This window comes from Psychrobacter sp. 1U2, assembly GCF_051847575.1.
In genome coordinates this window covers 19,460-34,679 of sequence record NZ_JBPYDC010000018.1, presented here as the reverse complement: position 1 = coordinate 34,679, position 15,220 = coordinate 19,460, and the positions used below count along the sequence as shown (strand labels likewise).

The 15,220-nt window shown below is 42.5% G+C and carries 12 protein-coding genes; 8 read left to right on the top strand and 4 right to left on the bottom strand.

The features are described 5' to 3' along the window. Positions 1 to 204 precede the first annotated feature (204 nt). From recF to dnaA, 3 genes are all read right to left on the bottom strand, one after another. Complete coding sequence (gene recF / locus ACS8FD_RS09525) at positions 205 to 1,452, bottom strand: DNA replication/repair protein RecF (protein WP_439275604.1); 1,248 nt, start codon at positions 1,450 to 1,452, stop codon at positions 205 to 207. 25 nt (positions 1,453 to 1,477) lie between these two features. Next, positions 1,478 to 2,653, bottom strand: a complete 1,176-nt coding sequence (gene dnaN / locus ACS8FD_RS09520; RefSeq protein WP_439275603.1) for a DNA polymerase III subunit beta — start codon at positions 2,651 to 2,653, stop codon at positions 1,478 to 1,480. 113 nt (positions 2,654 to 2,766) lie between these two features. Continuing rightward, on the bottom strand, positions 2,767 to 4,263 hold the full coding sequence (gene dnaA, locus ACS8FD_RS09515; protein ID WP_439275602.1) for a chromosomal replication initiator protein DnaA: 1,497 nt from the start codon (positions 4,261 to 4,263) through the stop codon (positions 2,767 to 2,769). Between the two features lie 553 nt (positions 4,264 to 4,816). Here dnaA and rpmH point away from each other — a divergent pair. The 8 genes from rpmH to ACS8FD_RS09475 all read left to right on the top strand — a co-directional run bounded on the left by rpmH (position 4,817) and on the right by ACS8FD_RS09475 (position 12,316). Further along, the gene (rpmH, locus tag ACS8FD_RS09510) at positions 4,817 to 4,951 is read left to right on the top strand and encodes a 50S ribosomal protein L34 (RefSeq protein ID WP_007394757.1); all 135 of its coding nucleotides are present in this window, start codon (positions 4,817 to 4,819) and stop codon (positions 4,949 to 4,951) included. 175 nt (positions 4,952 to 5,126) lie between these two features. After that, positions 5,127 to 5,498 (top strand): ribonuclease P protein component, encoded by a 372-nt coding sequence (gene rnpA / locus ACS8FD_RS09505; protein ID WP_439275601.1) that lies wholly within the window; start codon positions 5,127 to 5,129, stop codon positions 5,496 to 5,498. Position 5,499: 1 nt separating this feature from the next. After that, on the top strand, positions 5,500 to 5,910 hold the full coding sequence (gene yidD / locus ACS8FD_RS09500; protein WP_439275600.1) for a membrane protein insertion efficiency factor YidD: 411 nt from the start codon (positions 5,500 to 5,502) through the stop codon (positions 5,908 to 5,910). Between the two features lie 263 nt (positions 5,911 to 6,173). Continuing rightward, positions 6,174 to 7,856, top strand: coding sequence for a membrane protein insertase YidC (yidC, locus tag ACS8FD_RS09495; RefSeq protein ID WP_439275599.1), 1,683 nt, complete (start codon positions 6,174 to 6,176; stop codon positions 7,854 to 7,856). A gap of 189 nt (positions 7,857 to 8,045) precedes the next feature. Continuing rightward, positions 8,046 to 9,491, top strand: a complete 1,446-nt coding sequence (gene mnmE, locus ACS8FD_RS09490) for a tRNA uridine-5-carboxymethylaminomethyl(34) synthesis GTPase MnmE (protein ID WP_439275633.1) — start codon at positions 8,046 to 8,048, stop codon at positions 9,489 to 9,491. 115 nt (positions 9,492 to 9,606) lie between these two features. Beyond that, complete coding sequence (nrdR, locus tag ACS8FD_RS09485) at positions 9,607 to 10,071, top strand: transcriptional regulator NrdR (protein WP_439275598.1); 465 nt, start codon at positions 9,607 to 9,609, stop codon at positions 10,069 to 10,071. A gap of 131 nt (positions 10,072 to 10,202) precedes the next feature. After that, on the top strand, positions 10,203 to 11,258 hold the full coding sequence (ribD, locus tag ACS8FD_RS09480) for a bifunctional diaminohydroxyphosphoribosylaminopyrimidine deaminase/5-amino-6-(5-phosphoribosylamino)uracil reductase RibD (RefSeq protein WP_439275597.1): 1,056 nt from the start codon (positions 10,203 to 10,205) through the stop codon (positions 11,256 to 11,258). A gap of 383 nt (positions 11,259 to 11,641) precedes the next feature. Further along, complete coding sequence (locus ACS8FD_RS09475) at positions 11,642 to 12,316, top strand: riboflavin synthase (protein WP_439275596.1); 675 nt, start codon at positions 11,642 to 11,644, stop codon at positions 12,314 to 12,316. Here the strand turns inward: ACS8FD_RS09475 and ACS8FD_RS09470 are convergent. After that, a complete protein-coding gene (locus tag ACS8FD_RS09470; RefSeq protein ID WP_439275595.1) occupies positions 12,306 to 15,164 on the bottom strand; it encodes a response regulator in 2,859 nt (952 codons plus the stop codon). The genes ACS8FD_RS09475 and ACS8FD_RS09470 overlap by 11 nt on opposite strands. Between the last annotated feature and the right edge of the window lie 56 nt (positions 15,165 to 15,220).

Here is a 15,220-nt window from a genome sequence, read left to right as displayed (position 1 = left end):
AGCCCTATTCTAACATTTTTTTGGCTGTAAGTCACTGTTTACTGGCGATTTCCAGCTTAAAACGCAATAGCGCTGAGTATAATTGGACGGTCGAGCTAAAAACAACTGCAGGCTATAAAATAGAGTCTCATTTGAGCCTAAATAATGGCTATTAGAGACACGCTAGTTCTATGGGCTACTTGAAAGTAGATTTCTAATAAGATCTTAAGTAAAGATGCTCAGCTGCCCTTGTTTCATGTGAAACACACTAGGAGATGACCAATACTGATTGACTATAGGTAACACATCTGCCGTCAAGCTGGTCATAAACACCTGGCAAGGTAGCTTGGCTAAAGTGGACAACAAGATATCTATCGCTCTATCGTCTAGCTCAGCGGTGATATCATCTAATAGTACTACTGGTGTCGTTGTTCTATGGTTATCCGCTTGCGTATTTTGGCTAACCGATTCGCCAATAAGGTCTTTCTTTAGCAATAGTGGTAACTGCGATAGACGTAACGCGGTAATGAGTAGCTTTTTTTCGCCTCGAGACAAGACGTTAGCAGCTTGCTCTTTTAATGTAGGCACTTTTTGCTCTTTTAACTCGGCCGGCTTAGTCGTGTCGGTATGATACTCGGTTGCTGATTTTGGCTTTTCATCTTTTGCATCAATCTCGCTCTCAGAGCGCCAATGCACATGAATATCAGCCCGATGGCTACCGATACGAGTATAGCCTAGCTGCAGATCTTGAGCTAGGCGCTCATCTAACTGCACGTCTAATGGTATCGCGGCATCGTAGCCTGCATGGTAGCTCAAACTGATTTGCTGAGCATAAGACGGTAAGAGCTGCGCTATACTTTTTTCAAAATAAGGCTGCCAAGCTAGAAACACTTGTTCACGATAATGATGAATAAGCGCAGCATGGTTAGCCAGTCCTTTATTCCAAGACTTCAGCTCTGCTAATTGTACTGGTGTTAGGCTTTTGCTTTGCTTAAGTAGGCTATTACGCTGTTTTAGGAGGCGCTGATAGGCTACCCATTGTGGATGAAAGCCCTGTTTCATGTGAAACACTAACCAATCGAGGAGCTGGCGACGACTAGCACTACCCTGCTCTAACATATCCATCGATGAAGGATCTATCAGTAACGTTGGTAGCTGTTCGGTGAGCATACTTTGGTTATAAACAGTACTCTGATTGAGACGTAAAATGGTAGTAGCATCAGTCTGCTTTTGGATCGCCAGACTAGTACCATCGGTTAAAGTAGCATGCACGATGGCTGATGGTCTATGATGCTGAACATAGCGCTTAGGCTGACTGTGACGGAAGCTCTTACCACGTGACAGTAAGAATATGGCCTCTAACAGTGATGTTTTGCCACTACCATTTTCTCCAATGATGACATTACATGCTGCTGCTTGCAGTTTGACGTGCTGAAGGTTACGTAAGTCTGTCGCTTGTAAACGTTCAATCATAATGATTACGAAAGCCTTATCGAGCTTAGATACGCATCGGCATAATGACGTATTGATGAAACTCATCACCCAGCTGGTTGACTAACACCGAGGCGTTAGACTGACTCATATGCATCTGTACATCGCCTTGAACCACGCCTAATACATCTTGTAGATAAGCGGCATTAAAAGACAGCTCCATAGGCTCACCTTGATACTTCGCTTGTATCATCTCCACCGCTTCGTCTTGCTCGGCATTGTTAGCCCGTATCTCAACCATACCGTCGCTAGCGAAATTAAATACCACTCCGCGTGATTTCTCATTACTCAAAATCGCCACTCGGCGCAGCACGTCAGTCATTTTTTCTTGACTAAATAGAGCTAACTTATCGGTATTACTAGGCATAACTCGGCGATAGTCAGGAAATTTACCATCAATCAGACGTGCGGTAAAAGTGACCATCAAGTCAGTGCTCACTTGTCCGGCGCTATCAACCTCGCCAAACGGTAAACTGACTTGCAAAAACTCACGACCGAAACTCAAAGTTACGGCGTTATCTTTATCCCCTAGCATCTTACCAAGCTCAGTAGCCAAACGCTCTAGCTCAATTACTGCCTTGCGTGGCAGTATCGCTTGCATATTCAAATCGCTATCGATATCGATCACACTACGTGCTAGCGCTAATCGATGACCGTCAGTCGCTACTGTGGTTAGCTGCTGCTGCGACACATCAAAAAGCATACCCGTTAAATAGTAACGGACATCTTGAATCGCCATCGCAAACTGAGTTTTATGAATAAGATCTATCAGACGGCTACGGCTAATCGTCAAAGCGGTGATATTTTCAGGGTTACCTAAGCTTGGATAGTCTTCACTTGGCAGAGTTCCTAAAGTAAAGCGGCTTTTGCCACTTGTCAGTAAGCAGCGCTCGTTTTCTTGGGTAGTCAGATTAATCTGCGCTTGAGCGGGTAACGATTTACAGATATCTTTTAGCTTTATCGCTGGCAAAGTCGTTGTGCCCGCTTCAATACAAGCGCCAGCAGGTAACTTAAGCGCGGATGTTAGCTCAACCTCTAAATCCGAAGCCGTGAGTACCAGCTCAGATTCAGAGAGTTGTAGTTTTATATTACCCAAAATCACCATGTTATGACGCTTATCAGCGGCCTTGGCGATTAAGTTAATAGCTTTTAATAACGACTCACGATTAATCGATAATTGCATGCTAGGTACTCTTATTTTTAAAGAAATCTATTTTTAGAGATAGTTATATTTTTATAAGTCTCGATCATTATAAACTATATTAACTTGCTAAAATACTACTCTACTATTTTGTATTAACCGGCTTGTAGCATCATTGCTAACGCTTTGTAGTCTTTATCTACCGTAGGATCCTCAGCACGTAATTGCGCCACTTTTTCGCAGCCATGCATGACCGTTGTGTGATCGCGCCCACCAAAAGATTGACCAATATCTGGGTAACTATCGCCTGTCAGCTCACGAGATAGCGCCATCGCTATTTGCCGAGGCCTAGCAATACTACGGGTGCGTTTGCGGCCCATCAGATCCTTTACACTGATATCGTAGTACTCGGCCACAACTTTGCGAATATTATCCATATTAACCGCTTGTACCCGCATAGCCACGATATCTTTGAGTGCATACTGTACCATCTCAAGCGTCACTGGGGCACCGGTCAAATTAGAGTTGGCAAATACCTGATTTAGCGCGCCTTCCAATCTTCTTACGTTAGAGACTACATTTTGTGCGATAAATAAGGCGCATTCTTTAGGTAATGTCATACCAAAAGAAGCGGCCTTTCTTTGTAAGATCTGTACGCGAGTATCAATCTCAGGTGGCTCCACAGCGACTGTCAGCCCCCAAGAGAACCTCGAGCGAAAGCGTTCATCAAATTCAGTCATTTGTGAAGGGTGTCGATCCGAGGCTAAAATAAGCTGTTTATCACCACTAGTAAAATCAGCAAATAAGGTCAAAAACTCATTACTGCTTTTCGTCTTTCCAGCTAATACATGAATATCATCGACAATTAACAAATCTACTTTTTTTATTTTCTTCTTAAAATCTTCTATTTTATTATTTCTTAAAGAATATACTAATTGATTAATAAATTTCTCAGAAGTGAAATAATAAAAACTTCTATTGTTTTTTACATAACGCTGAGCAACAGAATGCATTAAATGCGTTTTTCCTAAACCTGAAGGTCCATATATAAACAAAGGATTATGTCTATTTTTTGATTGACGCTTACTCAGCTCATAACAAGCCTTGTAAGCGAGATTGTTCGACTTACCAGTGACAAAGGTTTCAAAGGTGAAATCAGGGTTTAAATAGCTAAGAGACTTTGCATCAGCAGAGTCACTTGACGCTGCATACTGTTGATTATTTCCAGCATCTACTTTGGACTCGAAATTGAGGTTACTGGTATTGTTTTTTTGCGATGCTAGGGTAGGGGAGGAGAGGTGATGGTCACTAGTAAACAAAGTATCTATGGTTTTAGTAGGATCGCCAACACTATCCACAGCACTTTGATTGCTGCTTTGATCCTCATTTTGGTTACTCTGATTGGCATTATCAACACGGACGACTACGTCTAAAATACTACCTTGACTGTGTTTAGCAACCAATTGACGGATGTCTTCTAAATGATTCTTTTTGATATAAGACACAAAATAATCGTTAGGCGCTCTAATGACTAGGGTTTGTGCTTCTTCGTGAGCGGATAAAGGTCTTAACCACATCGTAAAGACGTTATCTTTGACATGATAACGCAGGTCGTCCAAGCATTTATCCCAAAGTGTCGCCGTGTCTATCATAAAAAAACAACCTTATTATCTCATAGTAAATGCAATGAATTAACGCTTATAGCTATGCGTTTTTCTCTGCATTCAACCTTAAGTTTAGCCAAAAAACAGTAAGTAGTCACAATAATATTAGGAGGTTAATCTACCATAAACAGCCTGTGGATAACATCCCATTTTTTGGGGATAACTCTGGGGATAATTTTGTGGATAACTCAAAGACTCAAGTTGCCCACATTTCACCCACAGCTTATCCACAGGGTTACCCATAGGCTATCTTTTTGATAAATAACAGCAAAACAAAGTTATCCGCAGAAAAACTGGCTCCCAATAACAACAATACTTATATATATTAATAGTTAATTATTATAGAGAACAGCAAAATCTGTGGATAACTTTTAAAACTTAGCCAAAAGTAATAACGACGAAAGCAACTAAAGAACCAATAAGAGCTTGTTGTAATTAACACTATGAGCAAAACAGTTCATTAGTTCGTTGACCTATATTTGCGAGAATGGTATAATCCTGCATTATTTTGAATTCAGTCCATTATTTTGATAGGTGAGTTATGAAACGTACATTCCAACCCAGCGTGATCAAGCGTAAACGTACTCACGGTTTCCGTGCACGTATGGCAACGAAAAAAGGCCGTCAAGTATTGGCACGTCGCCGCGCGAAAGGACGTCATCGTCTTACTGTGTAATTGGCAACTAACCTCAGCTATGAATGATAACTGAGAGATAGCCATCTATTAAAAGCGCCGATATAGGCGCTTTTTTTGTCTCTATATTTTGTATTATTTGACGCCCTATTCCTGATCTTAACTTCTTTTTGTAGCCCCTTTGATGTGACTACTAGCTCTTATTTTAGGCCCTACTATGCCCAATACACCTTCAGCACCTACTGGCTATCATTTTACTAAAGAACAGCGTCTGCTGACTCCAGCGGCTTTTCGTGAAGTGTTTGATGCTCCTGAGCGTAAACTGCATCAAAGCCATCTTATGGCTTTCGTAAGTAGCAATGCTTTACAACAGCCACGCGTCGGTATGGCCATCACCAAGCGTAAAGTACCTACTGCGGTGAGCCGCAATTTAGTTAAACGTTTAATTCGAGAAAGTTTCCGCAATAAAGCATCTAATTTAGAAAATAAAGATATTGTTTTTATTGTTAAAAAGTCTATAGAAGAAATAGAAAATAAAGAGCTATTAAAAGAGATAAACAATATTCTAAAAAAAATAGAAATAAATTAAAATGAATTTATATAAAAAAATAATTAATAAAACTATATATTTATTTTTACTTAATGTTATTAATCTTTATCAAAAAATAATAAGTCCAATATTACCTGCACGCTGCCGTTATTACCCGACTTGTTCAAACTATGGCAAGCAGGCAATAGCTTGGCATGGTGTTTGGCCCGGAAGCTTGCTGTTAATAAAGCGTCTTGGCCGCTGTCAGCCTTGGGGTGGACATGGTATTGATTTCGTTCCCGTGCCCCTAGCTAGCTATGACTACAAACCCTTTCATCCATCTTTAACAGGATCATCCGTGGAAGATGAGTTAAATAGCGCTGCTAATAGTTATTTGACCAGTAGCATCTATCGTGACAAGAGTAGTTATGTCGCACGTTTAAACTACCTCATGAGCCAAAACAACTTTTGATGTGAATAACTGAAGGTAGTTATCCACAATCTATCCAAGTTATCCCCATATTTTCAGTGTTATCTTCAATAAATTTTCGCGCTATCTAAGTTATCCACAGCCTATCCACACTCTTGGTATCATTTAGGCTTGTTTTTTAGTAAAATAATGCACATTTTATGTTAATGATTGCTAATACTGCTATTGACAGCAAAACGATTCGTTAAGCAGTTGTGATGCATGCTCTAATTTTAGTTCCCTAATATTTAATCTAGGACAGGTTTATGCAAAAGATATTACGGGTAATGATCATCATTGCGATGCTAATTACCGCTTATCTGCTGATTTTGGCATGGCGAGATGATTATGCTGATGCGCCAGCTGTAGAAACGACGCCAAATGCGGCAGCTACAGTAGGGGGGGATATTCCCTCTACCACTGGTGCAGCGGGTGACATTCCGGCACAGACGATACCGGTTGACAATGGCCTGGCGAACACCGCTCCGGTTAAAGATACCAATCTTATTTCTGTTACTACCGATCGTTATGACATCAAGATCAACCCTGAAGGTGGCGACATTGTTTATGCTGCGTTAAAGCAATACGATGCAACTCTCGATAGCGACGAACCTTTTGTGTTACTAGAGAATAATAGTAATCGCGTCTATGTCGCTCAGTCAGGCTTGATCGGTCAAAACGGTATTGATACCGCAGATGGCCGTGCCAGTTATCGCTCTGCAGCTGATAGCTATATGATGCAAGAAGGGCAACAAACCTTATCCGTACCGTTAACCTATCAACAAGATGGTGTTAAGGTAACTAAGACTTATACCTTTACCCATGGTAAATACCCCATCGATGTCAGTTATCAGATACAAAACAGGTCAGCACAGCCGTGGCAAGGACAGATGTTTGCCCAGCTCAAACGTGATGATAGTAAAGATCCTGGGATGTCTGATAAAGGCGCGCTGAGTATGGCGACTTATCTAGGCGGCGCTTGGGGTACGCCTGATGATCCGTATAATAAGCTTAAGTTCGGAAAGTTTAGTAATGATGAGATCCAAGTAACCAGTGATGAAGGCTGGGTTGGCATCGTACAACATTACTTTGTCTCTGCTTGGACACCAGAGAACTTCACCGGTCAATTCTTCAGCCGCGAGACGGGCAACGATTATTTTATTGGCTTTAACAGTCAGCCTGTCAATATTGCCGCAAATAAGCAGCTCACTTTAGATGCTACTTTATATGCTGGTCCTAAAGTACAGTCTGAGCTCAAAGAGGTTGCTGTCGGGCTGAATCAGACCGTTGATTATGGTTTATTATGGCCAATATCGAAGATACTTTTTGCTATTCTTGATGGTATTCATAAAGTATTAGGTAACTGGGGTTGGTCTATTATTGTCCTGACTATCTTAGTTAAGATTGCTCTGATGTGGTTCTCTAACAAGAGCTACTATTCGATGGCGAAGATGCGCTCGTTAGCACCGCGACTAGCGGCACTAAAAGAAGAGCATGGCGATGATCGCATGAAGATGTCGCAAGAGATGATGGGCATCTATAAAGAAGAAAAGGTCAATCCGATGGCGGGTTGTCTGCCGATATTGATGCAGATGCCTATTTTCTTAGCTTTATATTGGGTACTGGTTGAGAGTGTTGAGCTTCGTCACGCGCCGTGGATTTTATGGATTCAAGATTTATCCGCAATGGATCCTTGGTTCATTCTACCGCTACTGATGGGTGTGTCGATGTTTATTCAGCAGCAACTGAACCCGCAGCCTGCTGATCCTATGCAAGCTAAAGTTATGAAGTTTTTGCCGATTATCTTTACCGCCTTTATGTTGTTCTTCCCAGCGGGTCTAGTACTGTACTGGACGGTGAATAACTTATTCAGTATGACGCAGCAATATATCGTCAATAAAAAGGTAGAAGAAGAGCAAAAGCGCCGTACCGTTAAGGTGTTAAACTAAATCAGTTTTGATTAGTTTAGTTACTTAAAACCATCGCTTAGGCGGTGGTTTTTTTATAGTTAAGCTGGCCAAAATTATTTTTGAGTTAAAGTAAAAATGCAGTAACAGGCTTTTTAAAGTTTACTTTGTTAGTATCAGTCAAGGCGTCTATAATAGAGGCTTTGGTTGTTGAGAGTGGTTGTGAATGCTATGCAAATGCCAGTAAAAGCTCAATCAGGGTTGACTACGATTGCCGCTATTGCCACGCCATTAGGGCGCGGCGGTGTCGGTATTATTCGTCTATCTGGAGCAAAAGCTTATGACATCGCTTGTCAATTGACCGGTAAGACTGGCTTTACGCCGCGTTTAGCCAGTTTTTGCCGTTTTTATCAGGCTGACGGCACCATCATCGATGAAGGCTTAGTGTTGTATTTTAAAGCTCCGCATTCGTTTACAGGCGAAGACGTCATCGAGCTCCAAGGTCATGGCGGAGTGATACTACAGAACCTGCTATTAGCGCGAGTATTCGAGCTAGGCGCTAAGCAAGCGACAGCTGGAGAGTTCTCTTACCGTGCTTTTGATAACGATAAGCTAGATCTGGTGCAAGCAGAAGCTATCGCTGATGCTATTGATGCCACTAGTGCTGCTGCCGCAAATAGCGCTATCCGCTCGTTAAGCGGTGAGTTTTCACAAAAGATTAATCAACTGCTAGAGCGGCTTATCCACCTGCGCCTGCACGTCGAGGCGGCGATAGATTTTCCCGATGAAGAGGATGTTGACTTCTTATCTGACGGTGTTATTCAATCTAACCTTGAACAAACGCAAGCTCAGATACAGCAAGTATTAGCAACCGCCAAGCAAGGACAGCTCTTGCGTGACGGTATCCATGTGGTCTTAGCCGGTAGACCTAACGCTGGCAAATCAAGTTTGCTGAATCGCCTTGCCGGACAAGAGCGCGCTATCGTCACTGAAGTCGCAGGAACCACGCGCGATACGCTAAGTGAGACTGTTGTGCTCAATGGTTTAACCCTGCATCTGACTGATACTGCTGGTCTACGTGACACTGAAGATGCGGTCGAACGTATCGGTATTGAGCGGGCCCGTACTGCTATCATGCAAGCCGATATTTTACTATTGGTTTATGACGTTACTCGTGATGTTGAAGGCGAGAGCACACCGTTACAGCTGGCGGAGCAGCTGTTCGGCGAGTTACCAGAAGCTAAGCGTCTATTGATTATTGCTAATAAAAGCGACTTATTAGCAAACGCTGACAGTGATAAACAAAGCGCTTTAGCTGGAAACGATAGTTTATTAACTGCGGCTCAAATTGAGATGCAAAACAAAGGCTATGAGCAAATTAATGTTTCATGTGAAACAGGTGCCGGTATCGAAGACTTAGTAGACGCGTTATGTGCTAAAGTGGGTTTTCATCCGCCAGAAAATAGCCTTATCGCCCGCACTCGGCATTTAGACGCTTTGAGACGTACTGCTGGTTATTTATCAGAAGCCCATGAGCAGCTGGTAGTATTTAAGGCAGGAGAGTTAGTCGCTGAGAGCCTACGACAAGCACAAGGCAGCTTAGGGGAAATCACTGGTGAATTTAGCGCCGATGATCTCTTAGGTAAGATATTCGGCAGTTTTTGTATCGGTAAATAAGTCAGTATTGATAGATAAGCCAATATGAAAATTATACCAGTAGTGCTTTTAAACAGTAATTTAATAAAAGTAGCCTTCAAGTAAATATAGTCGTTAGGATAAGAAAGGAAAAATTATGCATTGCCCTTATTGTAACGCTTCAGAGACCAAAGTTATGGACTCGCGCTTAGCTGCAGAAGGCTCGCAAGTACGTCGTCGTAGGCTCTGTAGCAGCTGTCAAGAACGTTTTACCACCTTTGAGATGGTAGAGGTGGTGATGCCGCGTATTATCAAATCTAGTGGTAAAATCGAGCCTTATGATAACGAAAAACTACGACGCTCCATTCTATTACCGCTACAAAAGCGTCCGATTACTACTGATGAGCAAGAGGCAATGATTAGCCGTATCGAAAAGCGGGTCAGACAGATGGGCGAGCGTGAAATCAGTAGTAAAGTCTTAGGTGAGATTATTATGAGTGAGCTAAAAGTCCTAGATGACGTCGCTTATGTGCGTTTTGCCAGTGTCTATCGTGATTTTCAAGACATTGACGCCTTTCAGCAAGAGCTAGCTAATATCCGCCCTAGTGATAAAAATGATTAGCAAGCCAGTATTTTATGACTGGATTTATGTGTTTTATTCATGTGAAACCTTTCAATAAAGCCGACAGCGCTATTACTTTTAAGCAAACTTGTCAACACTCTGACCCACTCTAACCTAACTAAGCTTTTATTATGTCTGTATCAGAGCATGCGCAACACGCCCAAGATAACTACTTTATGATGTTGGCTATCGAGCAGGCTAAACAGGGGCTGTATACGACTAGGCCTAACCCTGCGGTAGGCTGCGTCATAGTGCAGTCAGGCAAGATTATTGGCCAAGGCTTTCATCCAAAAGCCGGCGAGCGTCATGCCGAAGTATTTGCGCTAAGAGAAGCAGAGTCGCGAGCGAAAGGAGCAACCGCTTACGTCACTTTAGAGCCTTGTAGCCATACTGGGCGTACGCCGCCTTGCGCACTTGCTTTGATAGAAGCTGGCCTCAAGCGTGTCGTTATCGCGGGCCTCGATCCCAATCCACAAGTGGCAGGCCGTGGCGTAGCACTATTAGAGCAAGCTGGCATAGAAGTTACTGTAGGCGTGTTAGAGGAGTCAGCCGCCAGTTTAAATAAAGGTTTCTTAAAAGCGATGCGCACGCAATTGCCTTATGTGCGGCTAAAAATAGCGACGAGTTTAGATGGCCGTACTGCGATGGCAGACGGAGAGTCGAAATGGATAACTGGCGCTGATGCCCGCGAAGATGTGCAAAAGCTCAGAGCACGAAGTGGCGCTATCATCACAGGTAGTCAGACCATCATCGCGGATAATCCGAAGCTGAATGTGCGTTCATCGCAGTTAGGCGTCGATATTGAGCAAGTGCCTCAGCCTTTGATCGTCGTGCTCGACAGGCGTCAGCGCTTAGCATACGGTGCTGAATCTACTTATCAGTTGTGTCAACAGCAACAAACGCTCTACTGGCGTGATGATGATCTACTGAGTCTGCTTAAGCGTTTAGTCAGCGAGCATCACTGCTATGAGGTGCTAGTAGAGGCGGGTGCTAGTGTAGCAGGCAGCTTTCTTAATCAGCAGTTAGTTGATGAGTTAATTGTTTATCAAGCCCCTTGTATTTTAGGCTCGCACGCGCAAGCTATGGTTGATATCAATCCATTGTCTTTAGCTCAGCAGTTGCGATTTCAATATATTGAGTATAAAGCAGTTGGTAGCGACTTAAAGATCACTTTGAAACCTTTATAGCAGTACCTTCATAAAATGGGGATAAGTGCCATAGGTTATGTTGTTTCACATGAAACTAAGGTAAGTTGTGGATAACTATAGTTTGGTTTGTTTCACATGAAACGTTATTTGTCTATAATTAAGGCTATTTTAGAAAAAATTATAATAAAATCATTAGTTTAAGTGCACTGTAGGATATTGGCAAAGATTCTAAAGAATTAAGGCGCTATTGTGGATAACTTGCTAAAAACAGCTAGTTTCACGTGAAAATAGCCTTACTCTCATTGAGTTATCCACAGCTTGTCCTTTTTATCCACATTATTGAAAATAATACAATTTACTCAATCAACAATAGCTAAATCAATTCTAGTTAGTGTCATCAATTCATAGAAAAAGAGGGTCATATGTTTACAGGAATTATCGAAAGTGTTGGTCATGTCAAATCTATGCAACCTGTAGATGGTGATATCCGCTTGACTATAGAATCTGATAAATTGGACTTTAGCGACGTAAAGTTGGGAGATTCTATAGCTTCGAACGGTATTTGTCTGACAGTAGTCGCGATGGGTAGTAATTATTACGCCGTAGATGTTTCACGTGAAACCATTGCTCGTACGGCATTAGAGTCACTAAAACCCGGTCATATTGTGAATCTAGAAAAAGCTATGTTACCAACGACGCGGTTCGGTGGTCATATTGTCGCAGGACACGTGGATGGTGTCGGTATCATTAGTAAGCTAAAAAAGGACGCGCGCTCTATTTATATTGAGATTGAGATTCCAAAGGAGCTAGCACATTATACGGCAACTAAAGGCTCGATTACGGTAGATGGTATTAGTCTGACGACTAATCTAGTCCGAGACAATATTGTCAGCTTGAACATTATACCGCATACCGCACAAGTGACTAATATTGCTAAGCATTGGCTGCTAGGGGATAAAGTAAATATTGAGGTCGATATCGTGTCGCGCTATCTAGAGCGTCTAATAAACAAAGATAAGCGCTCAGCGGATACACAATCTAATCCGCAAAGGGATATCACTGAGGCTTTTTTAGCAGATAATGGTTTTATGAAATAAATCGTTGTAGGACGTTTTGTAATTTATCTTTTTGCACCGGTTTGGTCAAAAACTCATCCATGCCTACTTGTTGGCAACTGATCCGATCCTCAGTGCTATCATTGGCGGTTAGGGCGATAATAGTAATATCATCGCCTGTGCTTCTGATAGTCTGAGTGGCCTCTAAACCATCCATCACCGGCATACGGCAATCCATCAAAATAAGCGCAATCTCTTGACGATGCTTTTTTAATACAGCGAGCGCTTGCTCACCGTTTTCTGCAACGATACTGCGATAGTTTAGCTTAGCTAAAAGCTTACAAGTGATTTTTTGATTGATGGGATTGTCTTCTACAACTAGTATCATCGGGGCTGTAGCATTAGCTTTAGCGAGTGTCTGCTCAACTGCCTTCGAGTGAGTGCGATCGTCCTTAGTCGCTAGCTTTTCGGCGGCCTGATGTGTTTTATCTGTCTCTAAGTTTGCAAGTGAGAGGCCTAATCTTTGCGCTGTTTCTGCTGGTTGGAGTTGAGACAAACGTATTAGCTCAGAGACCATCAGCGTAATATTGATAGGTTTGTTCAAGAAGCCATCAAACTTCTCAAGAAAGGTTGAGGGGATACCGCGCTCAGGTTTTCTACTGAGTAGTATCTTTGACAATTGAGGGTTATTGATAAGGGCTGTTAAAGTACTATTGGCCTCGATAAAAGTGTCAGAGGGTTTGTTCTTTAATGGTGGGCTCTCTTCGTCTCCAGACGGTACCTCTGCAATATTTAACGCCGAGATACTCTCATTATTATAAGTGTCATAACGCTCATAATCTAACAGTAGGATAGGAGTCAAGCCTGGTTTACTATCGGTAAGCTGCTTTTCTAATTGCGCTATCGTTGCCGGGTTTAATTCGCTATAAACACTGATAGTCATAGACAAATAACTCCCTATACGCTGTAGGTAAGTCTCGCGTAGCGCTTGATCGACAACTGCGATTAGGTGGATGCGTAACAGACTATGATGAAAATGATAGACAGGCTGATAAATAGGCGCGTGGCAGGGGATATAAAGATCAAAAATACTACCGCAAGCCGCTGCACTCTTGACATGAATAAAACCGCCAAGTAGCTGCGCAAAGCTTTTTGAGATAGCCAAACCTAGCCCGGTACCGCCAAACTTTTGCGTGATTTGAGGATTGGCTTGGTTAAAATACGAGAATAACTGCTGCTGTTCAGTAGCTGTAATACCGATGCCAGTATCTTTAACCCTAAAACGAACCCAACTACACTCAGGGCTATCTTGAGTACTAGCATAAGTATCGGCAAGGGAGCTAGACGTAGACGCCTCGGGAGTGAAGTCTTGCGCGCTCATAATAGATGCTGCGGTGCTAGGCGTACTAAACAGGTTTTGATCAAACGTAGAGAGCTCTTGCGGCGTCACCTCTTCTACAATGAGCGCCACATAGCCGCTATCAGTAAACTTAACCGCATTGTCCATAAGGTTTAATAGTATCTGACACAGGCGCTGACCATCGGTAGTGATGTAGCGAGGACAACAAGGCGCGAAGTAGTACAACAGATCGATATCTCGACGACGGGTACTGCCTATCATCATATCGCTAACATGCTGTCCAAGCTTAAAAATATCAGCGGACTCGTTAATAATATCCACTCTTCCGGCCTCTATTTTTGCCATATCGAGCATATCGTTCAACATAGTCAGCATAGCATGACTCGACTGAGTGAGGATTGTTAGAGTCTCGTGTTGCGCTGTGGTCAAGTTGTCTTTATCTACCATATCTAGCGTACTGATAATGGCATTTAGCGGTGTGCGTAGCTCATGACTGATGACCGATCGTAGCTCTGTAAATGATTTGGCTTGGCTCTCAAGGTGGTGGTTTTTTAGACGTAAATCTTCGCACTGCTTCATGAACGAATTAACATTGTTCAATAAAGCGGTAAATCCGCGAACTTGACCATGCGCGCCAAACCAAGGAGAGAGATGCAGCTGATAAAGCTGATTGTTCTCTAGGCCACAAACCAGTAGTGTGCGTGTGACGCGCTGAGCGCTTATATCTAATAATAGCTGCTGAGTAGCTTTGTCACTACCTGTCAAAAAGTCGCTTAAACTATAAGTCACTTCACTCTGAAAAGCGGTAGCAAAAACTTGCTCGAAACGTGGGTTAAAAAAACTGATTTGACCTTGCCGGGTGATCATCAGCATAGGTAGAGGCGCGCCATCGACTAAACGCTCCAAGCGATGTTTTAAGGTTTTAATACGTCGATAGTCATGATGCAGCTGATACTTAATACGACTAAGCGCATGCCCTAACCGCAAAAATTCAGAGGTGGTCTTCTCTAGAGGAAAAGGTATTGAGGTATACGCCTCTTTGGCATCCTCGCTTAAAGTATCTGTATAGAGTAGCAGCTGCTGCCAGTTAGCTTGGCGGCGAAGTGTATAAAGTAGCGCGATCATAAAAAGTATAATAGCTGCCATCAATGGTAGCCAGTAGCGATATGACGTCCAAGTGATATCAGCGATTTGATGACGCAGAACCAGATAGAGCTGATACCCTCCTTCAAGGCTGATATCTGCTCTGAGAGTTTGATTATCTAGTTGATATGAGCTTTTGGCGTTCAAGGTAGTCGCTCGAAAGCTAACCGCGGTCAGCGCAGTTTCATTTGCACGAGTGTGGTTATAAATATAAGTCTGACCTGAAGGCAGCATAAAAATCAGCTGATAACTGATGTCTTGGATATAAGGTTTTTTTAGTATGTTTTCGATATCGTCATTGGTTACCGCCCCATATTCAGTAACGTCATACTGCAAGTTATTAAAAATGTCCAGACTACGTCTCTCACTATGGTGCTTAAGCTCCATATAAAGCGCTGCGTAATACGAAAACAATAGAATTACTAGTGTCAAAGTATAAAAAA

Coding starts and splice junctions, on each gene's coding strand:
- recF (WP_439275604.1), bottom strand. CDS start 1,452: ATGATTGAACGTTTACAAGCGACAGACTTACGTAACCTTCAGCACGTC.
- dnaN (WP_439275603.1), bottom strand. CDS start 2,653: ATGCAATTATCGATTAATCGTGAGTCGTTATTAAAAGCTATTAACTTA.
- dnaA (WP_439275602.1), bottom strand. CDS start 4,263: ATGATAGACACGGCGACACTTTGGGATAAATGCTTGGACGACCTGCGT.
- rpmH (WP_007394757.1), top strand. CDS start 4,817: ATGAAACGTACATTCCAACCCAGCGTGATCAAGCGTAAACGTACTCAC.
- rnpA (WP_439275601.1), top strand. CDS start 5,127: ATGCCCAATACACCTTCAGCACCTACTGGCTATCATTTTACTAAAGAA.
- yidD (WP_439275600.1), top strand. CDS start 5,500: ATGAATTTATATAAAAAAATAATTAATAAAACTATATATTTATTTTTA.
- yidC (WP_439275599.1), top strand. CDS start 6,174: ATGCAAAAGATATTACGGGTAATGATCATCATTGCGATGCTAATTACC.
- mnmE (WP_439275633.1), top strand. CDS start 8,046: ATGCAAATGCCAGTAAAAGCTCAATCAGGGTTGACTACGATTGCCGCT.
- nrdR (WP_439275598.1), top strand. CDS start 9,607: ATGCATTGCCCTTATTGTAACGCTTCAGAGACCAAAGTTATGGACTCG.
- ribD (WP_439275597.1), top strand. CDS start 10,203: ATGTCTGTATCAGAGCATGCGCAACACGCCCAAGATAACTACTTTATG.
- ACS8FD_RS09475 (WP_439275596.1), top strand. CDS start 11,642: ATGTTTACAGGAATTATCGAAAGTGTTGGTCATGTCAAATCTATGCAA.
- ACS8FD_RS09470 (WP_439275595.1), bottom strand. CDS start 15,164: ATGGAGCTTAAGCACCATAGTGAGAGACGTAGTCTGGACATTTTTAAT.